This window comes from Edaphosphingomonas fennica, from assembly GCF_003034225.1.
GTDB lineage: Bacteria > Pseudomonadota > Alphaproteobacteria > Sphingomonadales > Sphingomonadaceae > Sphingomonas_E > Sphingomonas_E fennica.
Genome location: NZ_PHHF01000086.1, coordinates 1 through 19,633, shown reverse-complemented (window position 1 = coordinate 19,633; position 19,633 = coordinate 1). Strand labels below are relative to the sequence as shown.

At 66.6% G+C, this 19,633-nt stretch carries 15 protein-coding genes and 1 pseudogene; 11 read left to right on the top strand and 5 right to left on the bottom strand.

Features of this window, described 5'->3' with window-relative positions:
* Positions 1–543: a hypothetical protein gene (locus CV103_RS21700; RefSeq protein ID WP_245897009.1), complete on the bottom strand. Its 543-nt coding sequence runs from the start codon at positions 541–543 to the stop codon at positions 1–3.
* A gap of 23 nt (positions 544–566) precedes the next feature.
* The gene (locus CV103_RS21695) at positions 567–1,742 is read right to left on the bottom strand and encodes a bifunctional 2-C-methyl-D-erythritol 4-phosphate cytidylyltransferase/2-C-methyl-D-erythritol 2,4-cyclodiphosphate synthase (RefSeq protein WP_107396209.1); all 1,176 of its coding nucleotides are present in this window, start codon (positions 1,740–1,742) and stop codon (positions 567–569) included.
* An 84-nt stretch (positions 1,743–1,826) separates the two neighbouring features.
* On the opposite strand from CV103_RS21695, the gene dusB reads away from it, so the two are divergent.
* The 7 genes and pseudogenes from dusB to hflX all read left to right on the top strand — a co-directional run bounded on the left by dusB (position 1,827) and on the right by hflX (position 11,000).
* The gene (dusB, locus tag CV103_RS21690) at positions 1,827–2,825 is read left to right on the top strand and encodes a tRNA dihydrouridine synthase DusB (protein WP_107396208.1); all 999 of its coding nucleotides are present in this window, start codon (positions 1,827–1,829) and stop codon (positions 2,823–2,825) included.
* Positions 2,801–3,925, top strand: a complete 1,125-nt coding sequence (locus CV103_RS21685) for a two-component system sensor histidine kinase NtrB (RefSeq protein ID WP_107396207.1) — start codon at positions 2,801–2,803, stop codon at positions 3,923–3,925. Before dusB ends, CV103_RS21685 begins: the two co-directional genes overlap by 25 nt.
* Complete coding sequence (ntrC, locus tag CV103_RS21680) at positions 3,922–5,376, top strand: nitrogen regulation protein NR(I) (protein ID WP_015456977.1); 1,455 nt, start codon at positions 3,922–3,924, stop codon at positions 5,374–5,376. The genes CV103_RS21685 and ntrC overlap by 4 nt, the downstream gene beginning before the upstream one ends.
* Positions 5,377–5,449: 73 nt before the next feature.
* Positions 5,450–7,705, top strand: coding sequence for a sensor histidine kinase (locus CV103_RS21675; protein WP_107396206.1), 2,256 nt, complete (start codon positions 5,450–5,452; stop codon positions 7,703–7,705).
* The gene (gene ntrX, locus CV103_RS21670) at positions 7,706–9,091 is read left to right on the top strand and encodes a nitrogen assimilation response regulator NtrX (protein ID WP_015456979.1); all 1,386 of its coding nucleotides are present in this window, start codon (positions 7,706–7,708) and stop codon (positions 9,089–9,091) included.
* Positions 9,092–9,153: 62 nt separating this feature from the next.
* A pseudogene (gene hfq, locus CV103_RS21665) lies at positions 9,154–9,705 on the top strand (RNA chaperone Hfq); the annotation flags it as partial.
* Positions 9,702–11,000: a GTPase HflX gene (gene hflX / locus CV103_RS21660; protein ID WP_107396205.1), complete on the top strand. Its 1,299-nt coding sequence runs from the start codon at positions 9,702–9,704 to the stop codon at positions 10,998–11,000. The pseudogene hfq and the gene hflX, both read left to right, overlap by 4 nt.
* On the opposite strand, the gene mazG is transcribed toward hflX, so the two are convergent.
* Complete coding sequence (gene mazG / locus CV103_RS21655) at positions 10,963–11,739, bottom strand: nucleoside triphosphate pyrophosphohydrolase (RefSeq protein ID WP_107396204.1); 777 nt, start codon at positions 11,737–11,739, stop codon at positions 10,963–10,965. The two genes, hflX and mazG, sit on opposite strands and share 38 nt — an antisense overlap.
* A 234-nt stretch (positions 11,740–11,973) precedes the next feature.
* Here mazG and CV103_RS21650 point away from each other — a divergent pair, with 234 nt between their 5' ends.
* Positions 11,974–13,035 carry an NAD(P)-dependent alcohol dehydrogenase gene (locus CV103_RS21650; protein ID WP_015456983.1) on the top strand — a complete coding sequence of 354 codons (1,062 nt, stop codon included), beginning with the start codon at positions 11,974–11,976 and terminating at the stop codon, positions 13,033–13,035.
* A 95-nt stretch (positions 13,036–13,130) separates the two neighbouring features.
* Positions 13,131–14,432, top strand: a complete 1,302-nt coding sequence (gene purB, locus CV103_RS21645) for an adenylosuccinate lyase (protein ID WP_015456984.1) — start codon at positions 13,131–13,133, stop codon at positions 14,430–14,432.
* Positions 14,433–14,481: 49 nt separating this feature from the next.
* Here the strand turns inward: purB and CV103_RS21640 are convergent, their stop codons facing one another.
* A complete protein-coding gene (locus CV103_RS21640; RefSeq protein WP_107396203.1) occupies positions 14,482–16,197 on the bottom strand; it encodes an acyl-CoA dehydrogenase family protein in 1,716 nt (571 codons plus the stop codon).
* A 50-nt stretch (positions 16,198–16,247) separates the two neighbouring features.
* Here CV103_RS21640 and CV103_RS21635 point away from each other — a divergent pair, with 50 nt between their 5' ends.
* On the top strand, positions 16,248–17,213 hold the full coding sequence (locus tag CV103_RS21635; RefSeq protein ID WP_015456986.1) for an L-threonylcarbamoyladenylate synthase: 966 nt from the start codon (positions 16,248–16,250) through the stop codon (positions 17,211–17,213).
* Between the two features lie 10 nt (positions 17,214–17,223).
* Here the strand turns inward: CV103_RS21635 and msrA are convergent, their stop codons facing one another.
* The gene (gene msrA / locus CV103_RS21630; RefSeq protein ID WP_015456987.1) at positions 17,224–17,766 is read right to left on the bottom strand and encodes a peptide-methionine (S)-S-oxide reductase MsrA; all 543 of its coding nucleotides are present in this window, start codon (positions 17,764–17,766) and stop codon (positions 17,224–17,226) included.
* Between the two features lie 147 nt (positions 17,767–17,913).
* On the opposite strand from msrA, the gene CV103_RS21625 reads away from it, so the two are divergent.
* Complete coding sequence (locus CV103_RS21625) at positions 17,914–19,614, top strand: PAS domain-containing protein (RefSeq protein ID WP_245897008.1); 1,701 nt, start codon at positions 17,914–17,916, stop codon at positions 19,612–19,614.
* Positions 19,615–19,633 lie beyond the last annotated feature (19 nt).

The window sequence follows — 19,633 nt, the reverse complement described above, 5'->3', positions numbered from 1 at the left end:
TCAGCGGTCTCCCTTGGCGGCCGGGCAGATGGCGAAGGGGCTTTCCCCCGGCGCGCTGTCCTTCGATCCCAATATCATCAGCATCGCCGTCAGCCGGCCGAGATTCTCGGCGGGCAGGGGGCTCAGCAATTCGACCGCTTCGTTCACGTCGCCACAATCCTTGGGTTTGATCGTCTCGGCTATGGCGACGCCCACGATGCTCGTCATCATCGCCTTTTCCGTCGTATCGCCCAGCCCGGTCATATCCTGCCCCATCAGCGAGGTCATCGCGGTGCGCGCGACCGGCCAATGCCGCTCGCTTTCCGCGCGATAACGCTCTGCGAGCGCCGGGCCGGACTGGCGCAGAAAGGCATTCGGCGCCAGCGTGCCCGAACATCTGTTGCCCATGCCCTCCAGCACGGAAGGCAGGGCGTAGGTCATCAGCGCCTCCAGCTGCGGGCGCGTGATGCAGGATGCCGGATCGTTCTGCTTCGCCATGGTCGCGGCTGCCGCCGGAGAGGCAAGCGTCGCCAGCAGGGATAGCAGGGATGGGATGGTGCGCACGTCGATAGCCTTCCGGTTCGGATTCATCGATCTTCCGGCACGCGCACCGTCACGATCGCCTGCGCGGCTATGCCTTCGCCCCGGCCGGTGAAGCCCAGCCGTTCGGTGGTGGTGGCCTTGATGCTAACCCCGCGTTCGGGCAGCCGCAACAGCGCGGCGACACGGGCGCGCATGGCATCCCGATGCGGGCCGATCTTCGGCGCCTCGCAGATGATCGTCAGGTCGACATGGTCGATCACGCCGCCCGCGGCCTCGATCAGCCCACGCGCATGCTCGACGAAGCGGTCCGATGCGGCCCCGCGCCATTGCGGATCGGACGGCGGGAAATGGCTGCCGATATCGCCGTCGCCGATCGCGCCCAGCATCGCATCGGTGATCGCATGCAGGGCCACGTCCGCATCGCTGTGGCCGGCCAGCCCCCGGCTGTGGGGAATGGAGATCCCCGCAAGCCACAGGTCGGTATCATCCGCAAAGGCATGGACGTCGAAGCCCATGCCCACGCGCGTCACCATGCGCGCGCCCAGCCTTTGCTCCGCCGTCATGACGTCCTCCTGGAAGGTGATCTTCTCCAGCGCCGGATCGCCCGCCACGATCGCCACGGCATGGCCGGCAGCGCGCAGGATCTGGGCATCGTCGGTCGCCTCCCGTTCCCCCGGCCAGGCGCGGTGGGCCGCCAATATGGCGTCGAAGACGAAGCTCTGCGGCGTCTGGACGCGCACAAGCCCGTCCCGCGGGACGACCTCGCCCAATTCCGGGCCGCCACGCGCCAGCGTGTCGGCGACGGGAATGGCGGGCACCGCGCCCTCCGCCCCGCCGAGGGAGGCGACCAGCCGGTCGATCACCGCGGCGGGCAGGAAAGGGCGCGCCGCATCATGGATCATCACCAGCCGGGCTTTCCCGATCGCCTCCAGCCCGCGCATCACCGATTCGCGGCGGGTGGCTCCGCCCGTCACCGACGGAAGGAAGAGGGCCGGCGGCGCTCCGCTCGCGGCCATCGCCTCCGCGCAAAGCGTTTCCTGTCCCGCCCCGATCACCAGCTGGATGCGGTCGATCGCCGGATGCCGGCTGAAAGCCTGGATGGCGTGAGCCAGCATCGGCTTGCCCCCGATCGGCCGATATTGCTTGGGCAGGCCGCCGCCCGCGCGCTCGCCTTTTCCGGCGGCGACGATCAGCGCCACAATGTCGAAGCCTCCGGCCATCGCGGTCCGTTAGCCGACAGCGGCCTTGCCCGCCAGCGCCTTTCCGAGTAGGGCGATTGCCGGTTTTTTAGGCAGATCGACAGAATGTCCCGGCTCGCACCTATCCAGATTGGTGGCGTCACCATCGCCACGCCCGTCATCCTGGCGCCGATGACCGGCGTCAGCGACCTGCCGTTCCGCAAGATGGTGCGGGAATATGGGTCGGGCCTGAACGTTACCGAGATGATCGCCAGCCAGGCCGCGATCCGGGAAACGCGGCAGTCGATCCAGAAGGCAGCGTGGGACCCGATCGAGGAGCCGGTTTCGATGCAGCTCGTCGGCTGCACGCCGGCGGAGATGGCGGAAGCCGCCAAGCTTTCGGAGGATCGCGGCGCCGCGATCATCGACATCAACATGGGCTGCCCGGTCCGCAAGGTGGTGAACGGCGATGCCGGGTCGGCGCTGATGCGCGTGCCGGACCTTGCCGTCGCGATCATCAAGGCGGTGGCCGGTGCCGTATCGGTGCCCGTCACGCTCAAGATGCGGATGGGCTGGGATCATGACAGCCTGAACGCGCCGGAACTGGCCCGCATCGCCGAGGATGTCGGGATCAAGATGGTCACGATCCATGGCCGCACCCGCTGCCAGATGTATCGGGGTTCCGCCGACTGGGCCTTCATCCGCAAGGTGAAGGATGCCGTTTCCATCCCGGTGATCGCCAATGGCGACATCTGCTCGATCGAGGATGCCGATCAGGCGCTCGCCCAGTCCGGCGCGGACGGCGTCATGATCGGGCGCGGGGCCTATGGCCGGCCCTGGCTGCTCCATCAGGTGATGCGCTGGCTGGAAACGGGCGAGCGCGTGCCCGATCCTTCGATCGACGAGCAGTATCGCCTGATAACAAGGCATTACAGGCTGATGCTGGAACATTATGGCGAGTTCACCGGCATGAACATGGCACGCAAGCATATCGGCTGGTATACCAAGGGCCTTCCCGGCTCGGCCGAATTCCGCAACCGCGTGAACCAGGAAGCCAGCGCCGCCACGGTGCTTTCCATGCTCGAGCAATTCTATTCGCCATGGCTCTGCCGGGCAGCGGCCTGATCCGGATCGGGCGATCGGCCGCGGGGGTGCCCCGTTTGCCCGATCCCGATTGTCCGGGCCTGGCCGAACAGATCGCAGCGCTCCCCACGCCGATGCTGGTGATCGACGGGGACGGCATCGTCCGCGACGTCAACAATGCCGGGGAGGCGATGCTCAACCTCGGTCGCGGCGCCATCGTCGGCCGCGATATCGCGGGAATGATCGGCCATCCGCTCACCTCCATGGCATCCGACGCGCCGTTCGCGGCCTATGATCTGGAGATCGTCCTTCCCGGCGGCCGGCACCAGCGGGTCGACCTGATGATCGGCCCGATGGCCGATCGCGCGGGATGGCGCGTCGTCACCCTCCACGGCCTGCCGCCGGCTCACCTGCTCGGTCGGCGCGGCGATCGGGATGGCGGTGCGCTTTCCGCCGTCGGCGCGGCGGCGGTGCTGGCGCATGAGATCAAGAATCCGCTGTCGGGGATCCGCGGCGCCGCGCAGCTGCTCGAGGCTTCGGTCGACGATCAGGCCCGCGATCTCACCCGTCTGATCTGCGACGAGGTGGACCGGGTGGCCGCGCTGATCGATCGGATGGAAGGCTTCACCGATACCAGGCGGCTGGAGCTCGGCCCCCAGAATATCCACCTCCTCCTCGGCCATGCCCGTGAGGTGGCGTTGCAGGGTTTCGCCAGCGGCTTCACGATCCGCGAAATCTACGATCCGTCGCTGCCACCCGTGCTGGGCCATCGGGATTCGCTGATCCAGATCCTCATAAATCTTATCAAGAATGCCGTTGAGGCAATGCAGAACAATGGGAATATCGTGACGCTTCATACGGCTTATCGCCACGGTGTATCGGTTCGGCTGCGGGGAGGGGACGTCAAGCGCTCGCTCCCGATCGAAGTCTGCGTGATCGACGAAGGCCCCGGCGCGCCGGTGGAGATCGAGGATCATCTGTTCGAACCGTTCGTCACCGGCAAGCCCACGGGAAGCGGGCTGGGCTTGGCGCTCGTCGCCAAGCTCGTGGCCGACCAGGGCGGCATCATCGAATATGCGCGCGAAGGCACCCCGCCGCGCACCGTCTTCCGCCTCCTCCTGCCGCGCGCGGGGCAGGCATGAGCGTGGGGCGCATTCTCGTCGTCGATGACGATGCCGCCATCCGCACCGTCGTGCGCGAGGCGCTCCGCCGGGACGGGCATGTCGTGGAAACGGCCGCCAGCGTTGCCGAGCAGCGCCGCAAGATGACGGAATTTCAGCCGCAGGTGCTGGTGACGGACGTCATCCTGCCCGACGGCAACGGCCTCGATCTCGTGCCCGAGATGCTGGCGGATCACCCCCGCATGCCGGTGATCGTGCTTTCGGCGCAGAACACCCTGGCTACTGCCGTCCGCGCGACCGAGCAGGGGGCGTTCGAATATCTGCCCAAGCCGTTCGATCTGGGCGAATTGTCCCGCGCGGTCGCCGATGCCCTTACCGCGCGGGGGGCCGGGCTGGATGATCTGGCGGATGCGGGATCGGGCGAGGATCTGCCGCTGATCGGCCGTTCCCCTCCCATGCAGGAGGTCTATCGCACCATCGCACGGGTCGTGGCCAACGACCTCACCGTGCTGGTGCTTGGGGAATCCGGGACCGGCAAGGAACTGGTCGCGCGCGCCATCCACGACATGGGATCGCGGGCGAACAAGCCCTTCGTCGCGATCAACATGGCCGCGATCCCCCGCGAATTGATCGAAAGCGAGCTGTTCGGCCATGAACGGGGGGCCTTTACGGGCGCGGCGATGCGCACCGCGGGCAGGTTCGAGCAGGCGCAGGGCGGCACGCTGTTCCTGGACGAGATCGGCGACATGCCGTTCGAGGCCCAGACCAGGCTGCTGCGCGTGCTGCAGACCGGGGAGTTCAATCCCGTCGGCAGCGCGCGATCGATCCGCACGGATGTCCGCATCATCGCGGCCACGCACAAGGATCTGCAAAAACTGATTGCGGACAATGCGTTCCGCGAGGATCTTTATTATCGCCTCAATGTCGTTCCCGTCCGCCTGCCGTCGCTGCGCCAGCGCACCGAGGATATCGGGGAACTGGCCCTGCACTTCCTGGAAAAGGCGGCCGCCGACGGCCTGCCCCGCAAGCGGCTGGAGCGCGCGGCGATCGAGCGGCTTTCGCGCCACAGCTGGCCGGGCAATGTGCGCGAGCTTGAAAACCTGATGCGGCGCCTTGCGGCCCTGAGCCGCGAGGAGTGGATCACCGTATCGATCGTCGACCAGCAATTGAGCGGCGATATGGTCGCGTCCGAAGGCGGCGCACCCGCCATCGCTTCGGGCGGCGGGCTGGCGGATGCGGTCGAGCACCATGTCGCCCGCTATTTCGCCACGTTCGGACGCGACCTGCCGCCCGACGGCCTGTTCGAGCGGATCCTTGCCGAGGTGGAGCGTCCCTTGCTGAAGCTCACTCTGGCGGCGGTGAAGGGCAACCAGCTCAAGGCCGCCAAACTGCTGGGAATAAACCGCAACACGCTGCGCAAGAAGCTTACGGAGCGCGGCATCGATCCTTCCGACGTGCGGCGCATGGGCTGAATATCCACGATATTCCGCGCTGCCTGTCGCAACTGTGTTTTGCATGCAACGGGATCGTGGTAGGGATGCCACGATGTCCGTGGCCCCGTCTCGCAGCGAAGGTTCCGCCTGGCTTCGCCGGCTGACATTATTGTCGCGCCGGCGGCTGATGCCGGCGTTCGAGATCGGCGCGTTCGCTGCCACCATCGCGATCGCGGCGGCGACCTATTTCATCATCACCGGCGGAGGAACCCCGGCGCGCCTGCTGACGCCGCCGCTGGTCGCCCTGCTGCTGGTCGCCAACCTCGTCCCGATCATGGTGCTGCTGGTGCTGCTGGCCCGCCGGGTGGCGCGGGGCAGGGCGGCGCGATCGCCGGTGGGCGGCAACGGCCGGCTGCACGTCCGGCTCGTCGCGCTTTTCTCGGTCATCGCCAGCGTGCCGACGCTGCTGGTCGTGATCTTCGCATCGCTGCTGTTCCAATATGGCGTGGAATTCTGGTTCTCCGATCGCGCGCGCACGGTGCTCGAAAATGCCGACAGCGTCGCCCAGGCCTATGTCGAGGAGAACAAGCAGCGCATCGTCGCCGATATCGTCGCGATGGGCGGCGACGTTAACGGCTATGCCGCCGAATTCGGCGTCAATTCGCCGCGTTTCGCCGAGGGGCTGGCCTGGCAGGTCTCCGCCCGCAATCTATCGGAAGCGGCCGTCATCACCATCGGCGGGGACGGCACGCGCCGCCTGATCGCCGGCGCCAATCTCGACGATCGCCCGCTGGAGCTTCGCCTGCCCGCCGCCTCGATCGCCGAGCTTCGGCAGGGTCGCGCCCGTGTCGTCACCGATGCCGGCGACCGCGTGGAAACCGTCGTCCGCCTCGATCCCGAAGCGGAAGTCTATCTCTATGCCTCGCGCGGCGTCGATCCGATGGTGCTGCAATCCGTCGCAAGAGCGAAGAGCGCGCGCGGCGATTACGCCCAGCTGCTGGCGCGTTCGCGCTCGCTCCAGCTCCAGTTCAACGCCGCGCTGCTGGTCGTCTCGCTGCTGATCGTCGCCACGGCGATCCTGATCGCGCTCAAGATGGCCGACCGCATCGTCCGCCCCGTGGCCGATCTGGTCGGCGCGGCACGGCAGGTCGCCTCGGGCAATCTCTCCGCACGGGTGGCATTGCCCCGTTCGCATGACGAGATCGGCACGCTCGCAGCCGCCTTCAATCGCATGACGCGGAAGCTGGAGGAGCAGACCGGCGCGCTGCTGACGGCGAACCAGCAGCTCGACAGCCGACGCGCCCTGATCGAGGCCGTTCTGTCGGGCGTGAGCGCCGGTGTTATCTCGGTCGATTCCGATGGAATTATACGTCTTATCAATCCATCAGCAGCCGAACTTCTCAAGACGAATGAAAGCCCGGTCGGCCGTTCGATAACGGAGGTGGCGCCGGAGCTGGGCGCGCTTCTGGATGCGACGGACAGGGAAGCCGTCATCCAGTTTTCGAGCGCGGGCGAGCCGCGCACATTGGCGGTCACCCTGGTGCGGACCGGCAATGGCGAGGTGCTCACCTTCGATGACATCACCCAGCAACTGCTTGATCAGCGGCGCGCCGCCTGGTCGGATGTCGCACGCCGCATCGCCCACGAGATCAAGAATCCGCTGACGCCGATCCAGCTCGCCGCCGAACGGCTGCAGCGTCGCTACGGCCAGGAGGTTCAGTCAGATAAGGGCGTGTTCGAGCGGCTGACCGGCACGATCGTGCGCCAGGTCGGCGATCTTCGCCGCATGGTCGACGAATTCTCGTCCTTCGCCCGCATGCCCAAGCCGATTTTCCGGGCGGAGTCGCTGGTCGATATCGCCCGCCAGGCGCTGTTCCTGCACGAGGTCGCCCATCCCGCCATCGCGTTCAGGCTGGTGGCGCCCGATCCGTCGCCAATCATGGTCTGCGACAGGCGCCAGCTTGGCCAGGCGCTGACCAACATCGTCAAGAATGCGGTGGAAGCCATTGATGCAAAGGGCGAGGGCAGCCCCGGTTCGATCGACATGACGGTCGCGATGGAGGGGGAACGGCTGCTCATCATGGTGGCGGACGACGGCATCGGCCTTCCGCCGGAGCGCGAGCGCATTACCGAACCCTATATGACCACCCGTGCCCGCGGCACCGGCCTCGGCCTCGCGATTGTCCGCAAGATCGTCGAGGAACATTTTGGAACTATTGTATTTTCTGATCGTCCCGGCGGCGGCACCATCGTGACGCTCGGTTTCGATGTCGCGACGCTCGCCTCGCTCGACCTCGAACAGGATGCCGATGCCACGGACGATGCCGCACCACTTCCCGTCCTTACCCGCCAGAAGAGTGATGGATAGATGAGCCTGGACGTTTTGATCGTCGACGATGAGCAGGATATTCGCGAGCTTGTCGCCGGGGTTCTGGAGGATGAGGGCTATGAGGCCCGGACGGCGGGTGACAGCGACAGCGCCCTGGCCGCGCTGGCGGAGCGCCGGCCGTCGCTGGTGCTGCTCGATGTCTGGCTGCAGGGATCGCGGCTCGACGGGCTGGACCTGCTGGAGGAGATCAAGCGGCGCGACCCCTCGATCCCGGTGCTGGTCATCTCCGGCCACGGCAATATCGACACCGCTGTTGCCGCCGTCCGCCGCGGCGCCACCGACTTCATCGAAAAGCCGTTCGAGGCCGAACGCCTGCTGCTGCTGGTCGGCCGGGCGACCGAGACGGAACGGCTGCGCCGCGAGGTCGCTTCGCTCAAGGCCCAGATCGGCCAGGAGGACGAGCTCACCGGCAATTCCGCCGCGATCAATGCCGTTCGCGCGACGCTGAAGCGAGTCGCCGCCACCGGCAGCCGCGTGCTCATCAGCGGCCCCGCCGGGGTCGGCAAGGAAGTGGCGGCGCGGCTGCTGCACCTGTGGAGCCCGCGGGTTTCCGCCCCGTTCATCGTCGTATCCGCCGCGCGGATGACGCCGGAGCGGGTGGAGGAGGAGCTTTTCGGGGTGGAGGAGGGGGGGGAGCTCGTCCGCCCCGGCCTGCTCGAACAGGCCCATGGCGGCACACTGTTCCTCGACGAGATAGCGGACATGCCCACGACCACCCAGGGCCGCATCCTCCGCGTCCTCACGGACCAGAGCTTCACCAGGATCGGCGGCACGCGCACCGTCAAGGTGGACGTGCGGGTCGTCTCGGCCTCCGCGCGCGATCTCGCCGTCGAGATCGCCGAAGGACGCTTCCGCGAGGATCTCTATTACCGGCTGAACGTCGTGCCGGTGCATCTGCCGGCCCTTTCGGAGCGGCGGGAGGATATTCCGGCGCTGGTGGATCATTTCGTCGCGCGCTTCGCCTCCGAGCGGCGGGTGAGCACGCCGGCCGTGTCGCCGGAGGCCGTGGCGGCGCTCCAGACCTATGAATGGCCCGGCAATGTCCGCCAGCTCCGCAACGTCGTCGAGCGCACCATCATCCTCGCGCCGGGGGACCGGTTGCAGGTGATCGATGTCGACATGCTGCCCCCCGAGGTGCTGAGCGACCAGGAAAGGATCGTGCCGGGCAACGCCGCCCGCTCCATCATGGGGACGCCGCTGCGCGAGGCGCGGGAAACCTTCGAGCGGGAATATCTGCGGGTCCAGATCCGCCGCTTTTCCGGCAACATCTCCCGCACCGCGACCTTCATCGGCATGGAGCGCTCCGCCCTCCACCGCAAGCTCAAGACGCTTGGCCTTGCCGATCCCAAGGATGGCGAGGAATGATAGGCATGGACCTCTCTTCGCGGCTGCGGTAAGCCAAGAGGGTCCCGCACTCGGCGGGACGAGCACGACGCCGGCCAAGGCGCTCATGCGGGCAATGTCCCGCCACGAATCCGGAGACCGGACTTATGGCCGACAAGGTCAACAACCTTCAGGATATTTTCCTCAACACGCTTCGCAAATCCAAGACCCCCGTCACGATGTTCCTCGTGAAGGGCGTGAAGTTGCAGGGCATCATCACCTGGTTCGACAATTTCTCGGTGCTGCTGCGCCGCGATGGCCAGTCGCAGCTCATCTACAAGCATGCGATCTCCACGGTGATGCCGGCGCATCCGCTCGACCTTTCGGAGATCGACAAGAATTTCGCGGAAGAGCGCAAGGCGACCCTGCTGCAGGAAATCTTCCTGAGCGCGGTCCGCAAGGCGCGGGAGCCCGTCACCATGTTCCTGGTGAACGGCGTCATGCTCCAGGGCGAGATCGCGGCCTATGACCTGTTCTGCATGCTGCTGCGCCGCGATGGCATGAGCCAGCTGGTCTACAAGCACGCCATATCGACGGTCCAGCCCGCCAATCCGCTCAACCTGAGCGGCGTGGACAACGACGCGGACGACGATTGAGCGTTTTCAACCGTGCGGATGACGACGGGCTGAGCCGCGGCGCGAAAGCGATCGTGGCTTTGCCTGATCGTGGCAGCGGATCGGGCAGGGATACCGACGCGCGTCTGGCCGAAGCGGCCGGGCTTGCCGCGGCGATCGGCGTGGATGTGGTCGAAAAGCTCGCCTTCCGTCTGCGCGATCCCAAACCGGCCACCCTGTTCGGATCGGGGCAGGTGGATGCGATCGCCACGGCCGCGCGCATGGCGGAGGCGGAGCTCGTCATCGTCGACGGCGCGCTTTCCCCCATCCAGCAGCGCAATCTGGAAAAGGCGCTCGATACCAAGGTAATCGATCGCACCGGCCTGATCCTGGAGATTTTCGGCGAGCGGGCCGCGACGGCCGAGGGGCGGCTCCAGGTGGAACTGGCCCATCTCGATTATCAGGCGGGTCGGCTGGTGCGGAGCTGGACCCACCTCGAACGCCAGCGGGGCGGCTTCGGCTTTCTGGGCGGTCCCGGCGAAACCCAGATCGAGGCCGACCGGCGACTGATCCGCGATCGCATGGCCAAGCTGCGGCGCGAGCTGGAGAATGTTACCCGCACGCGCGGCCTCCATCGGGCGCGCCGCCAGCGGGCGCCCTGGCCGGTGATCGCGCTGGTCGGCTATACCAATGCCGGGAAATCCACCTTGTTCAATCGGATGACCGGCGCCACCGTAATGGCGGAGAATTTGCTCTTCGCCACGCTCGATCCGACGATGCGGCAGATCTCGCTGCCCGGCATCGACAAGGCGATCCTGTCCGATACGGTGGGCTTCGTATCCGATCTGCCCACACAGCTCGTGGCGGCCTTCCGCGCGACGCTGGAGGAGGTGACGGCTGCGGACCTTATCATCCATGTTCGCGATATTTCCCACCCCGATAGCGAGCCGCAGGCGCGGGATGTCGAAGCCGTGCTCGCCGAAATCGGCATCGTCGGCGGGGAAGGGGGCACGCCGATATTCGAGGCGTGGAACAAGATCGATGCCCTGCCGCCCGAGGAGGCCGATCGCGTGCTGGCCGAGGCCGCCCGGCGGGACGATGTGGTCGCCATCAGCGCGTTCACGGGGGAGGGCGTCGATGCATTGCAGCGCGCCGTGGCCGAACGGCTCACCCATGGCAGCCGGCGCTACAGCCTGCGTGTCGATCCCGCCGACGGGGGCGCCATCGCCTGGCTGCACGCCCATGGCGAGGTGCTGAGCCAGGAGATGGATGGCGACAGGCTGGCGATCGAAGTGAAGCTCAGCGAGGCGGGCTGGGCGCGCTATCAGGCGCGCTGACCGGCGATTTCTCCGCGGCCTTCGCCCGATCCCACAGCCTGTCCTGGGCGGCGAGGTCGAGCGTCGCGAAGCCGCCGTCCGCCAGGGCCTCCATGGAACGGAAACGCCGTTCGAACTTCGCATTGGCGCTCCGCAACGCGGCTTCCGCGTCGACATGGTGATGCCGTGCCCAGTTGACGACCGCGAACAGCAGGTCACCGATCTCCTCGGCCCGCGCCTCCGCATCGGGGGCATCTTCCACTTCGGCGAGCTCCTCGATGATCTTGGCGCGCGGACCGTCCGCATCGGGCCAGTCGAACCCGACCCGCGCCGCCCGCTTCTGGAGCTTTTCCGCGCGCAGCAGCGCCGGCAGGCCCAGCGCGACGCCGGCTAGGGCGGATGCATCGGCATGCCCGCGGCGTTCCTCCGCCTTCAGCGCCTCCCAGCCGGGAGACCGGCCGTCGCCGAAGACATGGGGATGGCGCCGGATCATCTTGTCGCAGATCGCGGTGACGACGTCGCCGATCGCAAAGGCGCCGCGTTCCTCGGCCATGCGGGAATGGTAAACGACCTGGAGCAGCAGGTCGCCAAGCTCGTCCTTCAGCGCCGCCATATCATCGCGCGCGCAGGCGTCGGCGACCTCATAGGCTTCCTCGATCGTGTAGGGAGCAATGCTCGCAAACGTCTGCTCGCGATCCCATGGACAGCCATTTTCCGGGTCGCGCAACCGCTCCATGATGAGAACCAGACGATCGAGCATGAAAATTCACCTTGGAGAGCGTTGAGAGAGGGGTTGGAAGCGACGGGGGCCCGTGCGGTTGGGATCAGCCTATGTCTGATAATATACATTATGTAAAATATTGACGCCTTGGCACCGATGGTTTCTATGCCCCCGTTGGCGGCCAACGCAAAAGAGATCGTGCCAAATCGCGGTTCCTGTGGCCATATGCCCGTGCCGGCGTGATACGCCCGTTGTCCTGTCCAGCGAGGAACCATGACCAGCCAAGCCCGCGCCTATGCCACGCAGTCGAGTGAGACGCCGTTCGCGCCCTTCAGCTTTGATCGCCGCGATGTCGGCCCGAAGGACGTTTCGATCGAGATCCTCTTTTGCGGCGTGTGCCATTCGGATCTCCACACAGCGCGCAGCGAATGGGGTGGCACGCTCTATCCCTGCGTTCCCGGCCACGAGATCGTCGGGCGCGTGACGGCCGTCGGCGCCGAGGTCACCCGCTTCGCGGTCGGCGATATCGCCGGCGTCGGCTGCATGGTCGACAGTTGCCGGCACTGCCCGTCCTGCGAGGCCGGCGAGGAGCAATATTGCGAGACGACGGGCTTCGTCGGCACCTATGGCGGGGTCGATCCGATATTGGGCGGCCCAAGCTTCGGAGGCTATTCCGACCATATCGTGGTGACGGAGGATTTCGTGCTGAAGATCAGGCACGACATGGCCGATCTGGCGGCCGTCGCGCCGCTGCTCTGCGCCGGGATCACCACCTATTCGCCGCTCCACCACTGGAACACCGGCCCCGGCAAGAAGGTGGGCGTGGTCGGCCTCGGCGGGCTTGGCCATATGGGCGTGAAGATCGCGGCGGCGATGGGTGCGCATGTGGTGGCCTTCACCACGTCGCCGGCAAAGCGGGAGGACGCGCTTCGCCTGGGCGCCCACGAAGTCGTCGTGTCGCGCGATGCGGCCGAGATGAACGCCCATGTCAGCAGCTTCGATTTCATCCTCAACACCGTCGCGGCACCGCATGATCTCGATGCCTTCACCCGGCTGCTGAAACGCGACGGCACGATGACGCTGGTGGGGGTGCCCGGCACGCCGCACCCCTCCCCCTCCGTCGCCAACCTCATCTTCCGGCGGCGCGCCATCGCGGGATCGCTGATCGGCGGGATCGCTGAAACCCAGGAAATGCTGGATTTCTGCCACGAACATAACCTCACCGCCGATATAGAGCTGATTCCGATCCAATATATCGACAAGGCCTATGACCGGATGGTCGGCAGCGACGTCAAATATCGCTTCGTCATCGACATGGCCTCGCTCAAGGGCTGAGGATGGCGCACGCAAGCGGGGCCGGCCGGGGATTTGATGCGGCCGGCCCGCTCTGCTAGGTCGCGCGCGATTTCTCTCAACGCAGGACGCCCGGCATGATCCCCCGCTATTCGCGGCCCGAAATGGTCGCCATCTGGACCCCCGAATCCAAGTTCCGCATCTGGTTCGAGATCGAGGCGCACGCCACCGACGCGCTCGCCGAACTGGGCGTCGTGCCGAAGGAAGCGGCCAAGGCGATCTGGGAAAAAGGCGCGTTCGAGGTCGATCGCATCGACGCGATCGAGGCCGAGGTGAAGCACGACGTCATCGCCTTCCTCACCAATGTCGCCGAGCATGTCGGCGAGCCCGCCCGCTTCATGCACCAGGGCATGACCTCGTCGGACGTGCTCGATACCTGCCTCGCCGTCCAGCTCGCGCGGGCGACCGATATCCTGCTCGCCGATCTCGACCGGCTGCTCGATGTGCTGAAGCGCCGCGCCTATGAATATAAGCTCACGCCCACGATCGGCCGCAGCCACGGCATCCATGCCGAGCCCGTCACCTTCGGCCTGAAGCTGGCTCAGGCCTATGCCGAATTCGATCGCAACCGCACCCGCCTGCGCGCGGCGCGGGCCGATATCGCCACTTGCGCGATTTCCGGCGCGGTCGGCACCTTCGCCAATATCGATCCGCGCGTCGAAGCCCATGTCGCGGAGAAGATGGGCCTTTCCGTGGAGCCCACCTCCACGCAGGTGATCCCGCGCGATCGCCACGCCATGTATTTCGCCACGCTGGGCGTGATCGCATCGTCGATCGAGCGCGTGGCCACCGAAATCCGCCACCTCCAGCGCACCGAAGTGCTGGAAGCGGAGGAATATTTCTCGCCGGGCCAGAAGGGCTCGTCGGCCATGCCGCACAAGCGCAACCCGGTGCTGACCGAAAACCTGACCGGCCTCGCCCGCATGGTGCGCGGCTACGTCACCCCGGCCCTGGAGAATGTCGCGCTGTGGCATGAACGCGACATCAGCCACTCCTCGGTCGAACGCTATATCGGCCCGGATGCCACCATCACGCTCGATTTCGCGCTCAACCGCCTGACCGGCGTGATCGACAAGCTGCTCGTCTATCCGGAGCGGATGGAGAAGAATCTCAACAAGATGGGCGGGCTTGTTCACTCCCAGCGCGTGCTGCTGGCGCTTACCCAGGCCGGCATCAGCCGCGAGGACGCCTATCGCCTCGTCCAGAAGAACGCGATGAAGGTGTGGGAATCGGACGGCCAGCTTTCGCTGCTCGAACTGCTGAAGGCCGACCCGGACGTCAGCGCCAAGCTATCGGCCGAGGAACTGGAAGAGAAGTTCGACCTCGCCTACCATCTGAAGCACGTCGACACGATCTTCGCCCGCGTCTTCGGCGAATGAGGAGAAGGGCCGCCATCTCCATCGGGATGGCGGCCCTTCCTTCCCCGGATCAGGCCGAAAAGGCTTCCGCGCTGATCCCGTAAAGCCCCTCCGCGCCGGCGGTCGCCGCAGCGGCAAGCCCCGCGGCCTCGGGCACGATCCGATCCAGATAGAAGCGCGCGGCCGCCTGCTTGAGCGCGAGGAAATCGGCGTCCATCCCCTGCTTCGTCCGCGCCGCCCGCTCCTGCCGGGCCATCAGCCAGCCCGATACGGCGACCGACAGCATCGTCAGGAAGGGATAGCTTCCGGCCAGCCGATCATCCGCACCGGCGGCCAGCAGCCGCGCGCCCACCAGTTCGCAGGCATCGACCAGTGCCATCAGCGCGCCTTCGTCCGCTGCTTCCGCGCGAATATCGGCGAGAAGTGCTGAGAAAACCGCGCCATTTTCCATCGACAGCTTGCGGCCCACCAGATCGGCCGCCTGGATGCCGTTCGTGCCTTCGTAGATCGGCGCGATCCGGGCGTCGCGATAATGCTGGGCAGCGCCGGTCTCCTCGATGAAGCCCATGCCGCCATGCACCTGCACGCCGAGGCTGGAAACCTCGCAGCCGACGTCGGTGCCATATGCCTTGGCGAGCGGCGTCAGCAGATCGACGCGCGCCTGCGCGGCCTCGTCGCCGGCATGGGCGCGGTCGACCTGGCCGGCCGCGTAATAGATCAGGGCGCGGGCCGCCATCGTCTGCGCCTTCATGCGCAGCAGCATGCGGCGGACGTCCGGATGCTCGATGATCGCCACGGAATCGCGCGATGCGGCCCCTGCCCGTGCGGACTGTATCCGCTCGCGGGCATAAGCCACCGCCTGCTGGGTCGCCCGCTCCGCGATCGACACGCCCTGCAGGCCGACATTGAGGCGGGCATTGTTCATCATCGTGAACATCGCCCGCATCCCGCCATTTTCCGGGCCGATCAGCCAGCCATGGCAATCGTCGCCGTCGCCAAAGGAAAGCACGCAGGTGGGCGAGGCATGGATACCCATCTTGTGCTCGATCGAAACGCAGCGGACGTCGTTGGGCGTGCCGTCCAGCCGGAATTTGGGGACGAGAAACAACGATATGCCGCGCGTGCCGGCAGGCGCACCCGGCGTGCGGGCCAGGACGAGATGGACGATATTGTCGGTCAGGTCATGGTCGCCGAAGGTGATGAAGATCTTCGTGCCCTTGATCCGCCAGCTTCCGTCGCCGGCCGGCGTCGCCATGCTGCGCAGCGCCCCCACGTCGGACCCCGCCTGCGGCTCGGTGAGGTTCATCGTGCCGTTCCATTCGCCGGTCACCAGCCTGGGCAGCCAGGTGGCCTGCTGCTCCGGCGATCCATGGGAGGTCAGCGCCTCGACCGCGCCGGGGGTCAGCATCATGATGAGCGAGAAGCCCATATTGGCCGTTCCCAGATCCTCGAGCACGGCGGTGGCCAGCGCAAAGGGCAGCCCCTGCCCGCCATGTTCGGGATCGGCGGCCAGCGTTCCCCAGCCGCCTTCCACATAAGCGCGATAGGCTTCGTGGAAGCCGGCCGGCATCTTCACGCCCTCTGGCGTCCATTTGGCGCCGGTCACGTCGCCGGGCCGGTTGAGCGGCGCGAATTCGCCGGCCGCGAATTCGCCCGCGCCTTCCAGGATCGCATCGACGACATCGGGCGTCGCGGCCGCGAAGCGATCCTTCGCCTGCAATTCCTCGATCCCGACGATATGGCGCATGAGGAAGCGCTGTTCGCTGACAACAGGTATGAAGGTCATCGGTCTCGCCTGGTCTTGTATATGAAGCCGTGCGGCTATAGCGCCGGGGCGTGAACGCGCAAAACCCAACCTGGCAGACGGAAATCCGCCCCTACGGCACGGCCGCCATCGCCGAGGCGGCCGAATGGATAGGCAGGGGCCAGCCCGTCGCGATCGCCACGGAGACGGTTTACGGCCTTGCCGGCGACGCCACATCCGATTCGGCGGTGGCGCGCATCTATGCGGCCAAGGGGCGTCCCAGCTTCAATCCGCTCATCGTGCATCTGCCCTCGGCCGAAGCCGCGGCCGAAGTCGCCGATTTCCCGCCGGCGGCGCGGCTGCTCGCCAAAGCCTTCTGGCCCGGCCCGTTGACGATGGTGCTCCCGCTCCTCCCCGGCGCGAAGATCGCGCCCATCGTGACGGCGGGGCTGCCGACCGTGGCGATCCGCGTGCCCGCCCATCCCGCCATGCAGGCTTTACTCGCGGAAGTCGGCCGGCCACTTGCCGCGCCCTCCGCCAATGCCAGCGGATCGATCAGCCCCACCACGGCGCAGCATGTGCTGGCGTCGCTGGACGGCCGCATCCCGATGGTGATCGATTCCGGCCCAACCCGGCAGGGGATCGAATCCACCATTGTCGCGATCGATACCGATGGCGGCGCCCGCCTGCTACGCCCCGGCCCGATCACGCCGGACCAGATCGCCGCCGTGACGGGTCAGGCGGTTTATCCCGCGGGATCGGGAAAAATCGAGGCGCCGGGCCAGCTTGCCAGCCATTATGCGCCGTCGCGGCCTCTCCGCCTCGATGCCGTCGATCGCCGCGATGGCGAATGGCTGATCGGCTTCGGACCGGTCGCCGGCGATGCCACCCTTTCGGATAGGGGCGATCTCGTCGAGGCGGCAGCGCGGCTGTTCGCGGCGCTGCACGAGGCGGACCTTTCGGACTGCGCGGGGATCGCGGTCGCCCCGATCCCGGCCGACGGGTTGGGGCTGGCGATCAACGATCGCCTGCGCCGCGCCGCCGCGCCGAAATCGTGACACGGGCCGGTCAGGCCTCCTGCCGCTTCAGCCGCGCGGCATAGCTTTTACGGAATTTCTGCAGCTTCGGCGCGACCACGGCCATGCAATAGGGATTGCTGTTCCCTTCCCGCTCGAAATATTCCTGATGATAGTCCTCGGCCACATACCAGGGCGCCAGCGGCTCGATGGTCGTCACCACCGGCTGCTCATGATCCGCCTGCGCGCGCGCGATGGCGGCGCGGGCCTCGGCCTCCTGCTCCGGCGAATGCGGGAAGATCGCCGAGCGATACTGGGTGCCGATATCATTGCCCTGGCGGTTGAGCTGCGTCGGATCGTGGATGTGGAAGAAGATGTCCAGCAGGTCGGCATAACCGATCACCGCGGGATCGAAATGTATCCGCACCGCTTCCGCATGGCCGGTATCGCCGCCGCATACCTGCTTGTAGGTCGGGTTCGCGACGGTGCCGCCCGTATAGCCGCTTTCCACCGAGCTTACGCCCAGCACGTCGTCAAACACCGCTTCCACGCACCAGAAGCAACCTCCGGCCAGTGTCGCAACCTCTTCAGCCACCTGTAATTCCTTTCGACTTTGTGCGGACGGAGATAATCATCGACGCGCTCTGTTCAATCCAATTGCGGAAACTGGCTCTCTGCATTTAAGGTGCGGCCAGATGTGTGCATATGCGCAACTTGGCCGAAACTGGCCTGGGCGGGTGCCATGAGCGGCCTGGGGGGACATCGGCTCGACGAAAGCGAGACCGCGCGGCTGGTGCGCGCTTTCGACTGGGGCGCCACGCCGCTTGGCCCGATGGATGAATGGCCGGCGGAACTGCGCATCGCCGTCGATATGGCGCTGGCTTCCCCGATAGCGATGGCGATCACCTGGGGCTCGGATTTCCGCATGGTCTACAATCAGGCCTATGCCCAGATCGCCGGCCCCCGCCATCCCGCCGCCATGGGCAGGCCTGCGCGGGAGGTATGGCCCGAAGTCTGGGAGGAATGGAACCGGCCCGTCCTCGCCCGCGTCCGCGCCGGCGAATCCATCGCCGCGCGGGACCAGCGGATGCTGCTGGGCAAGGATCCGGCGACGGAGGAACGCTGGTTCGATGCCTTCTATTCCCCCTTGCGCGGCCCGGACGTCGGCGAAGGCGGCACGCTGTGCATCGCGATCGAATGCACCGGGCGCAAGCGGGCCGAGGGCGCCCTGAAAGCCAGCGAACATCAGCTGCGCACCGTCGCCGCCGCCGTTCCCCACCAGATATGGGTCACCGACGCGGATGGCCATTTCCGCTGGTTCAACACACGGGTCTACGACTTCGTCGGCGAGGAACCCGATGTCGAACTCAACGATCAATGGATGGATTTCGTCCATCCCGACGACATCGGGGATCTGACCGCGGCCTGGCAAAAATCGCTGACCACGGAAACCCGGTTCGAACATTCTTATCGCCTGCGCTCTCCTAACAGCGGCTATCGCTGGCACCTGGCCCGCGCCGTGCCGACGCGGGAAGCGGATGGCGAGGTGCGCTGGATCGGCACCAACACCGATATTCACGACCAGCGCGGCGAGGCCGATGCCCTGCTCGCCCGCAATGCCGCGCTGGAGCATCGGGTCGCGCTGCGCACCCAGGAACGGGACAGGATCTGGAACGTCTCGCGCGATCTGCTGCTGGTGGCCGATCAGGACGGGCTGTGGCTTGCGATCAACCCGGCATGGACGGCGACGCTGGGCTGGGACGAAGCCCAGTTGCTGGGCCGCGAGGCGATCGATCTCGTGCATCCCGACGACAGGCCGGCCACGCGGGACGAGCTCAAGCGCCTGGCGCGGGGCGAGGCGACCGGCCGTTTCGAGAACCGCCTGCGCGCCCGGGACGGCAGCTATCGGGTGATCTCCTGGACGGCGGCGGCCGTCGACGATCTTCTATATTGCGTGGCGCGGGACATCACGGCGGAGCGCGAGGCCGCGCAGGCATTGGCGGAGGCGGAGGCAGCGCTGCGCCAGGCCCAGAAGATGGAGATGATCGGCCAGCTTACCGGCGGCATCGCCCATGATTTCAACAATCTGATCCAGGGGATCAGCGGATCGCTCGATATCGTCCGGCGCAGGCTGGCCGAAGGCCGCCTCGACGATATCGAACGCTTCCTCGTCGGCGCCGTGGAATCCGCCGAGCGTGCCGGCGCCCTCACCCACCGGCTGCTCGCCTTCGCCCGGCGCCAGCCGCTCGATCCCCGCCCCACCCGCGCCAACGGGCTGATCGAATCCATGCGCGACCTGCTGGGGCGGACGCTGGGGGAAAGGATCAGCCTGGAATATGATCTCGCGCCCGGATTGTGGCGGGTGCGGTGCGATCCCAACCAGGCCCAGTCGGCCCGAAGCTGCGATTTTGGCCAGGTTGAAGAACGAACACTGAACGCTTGATTGATTCTACCAGGACCGT

Bases quoted from the DNA above. Each gene is read 5' to 3' on its own strand.
- CV103_RS21695 (WP_107396209.1), bottom strand. From the start codon at position 1,742: ATGGCCGGAGGCTTCGACATTGTGGCGCTGATCGTCGCCGCCGGAAAA.
- dusB (WP_107396208.1), top strand. From the start codon at position 1,827: ATGTCCCGGCTCGCACCTATCCAGATTGGTGGCGTCACCATCGCCACG.
- CV103_RS21685 (WP_107396207.1), top strand. From the start codon at position 2,801: ATGGCTCTGCCGGGCAGCGGCCTGATCCGGATCGGGCGATCGGCCGCG.
- ntrC (WP_015456977.1), top strand. From the start codon at position 3,922: ATGAGCGTGGGGCGCATTCTCGTCGTCGATGACGATGCCGCCATCCGC.
- CV103_RS21675 (WP_107396206.1), top strand. From the start codon at position 5,450: ATGTCCGTGGCCCCGTCTCGCAGCGAAGGTTCCGCCTGGCTTCGCCGG.
- ntrX (WP_015456979.1), top strand. From the start codon at position 7,706: ATGAGCCTGGACGTTTTGATCGTCGACGATGAGCAGGATATTCGCGAG.
- mazG (WP_107396204.1), bottom strand. From the start codon at position 11,739: ATGCTCGATCGTCTGGTTCTCATCATGGAGCGGTTGCGCGACCCGGAA.
- CV103_RS21650 (WP_015456983.1), top strand. From the start codon at position 11,974: ATGACCAGCCAAGCCCGCGCCTATGCCACGCAGTCGAGTGAGACGCCG.
- purB (WP_015456984.1), top strand. From the start codon at position 13,131: ATGATCCCCCGCTATTCGCGGCCCGAAATGGTCGCCATCTGGACCCCC.
- CV103_RS21640 (WP_107396203.1), bottom strand. From the start codon at position 16,197: ATGACCTTCATACCTGTTGTCAGCGAACAGCGCTTCCTCATGCGCCAT.
- CV103_RS21625 (WP_245897008.1), top strand. From the start codon at position 17,914: ATGAGCGGCCTGGGGGGACATCGGCTCGACGAAAGCGAGACCGCGCGG.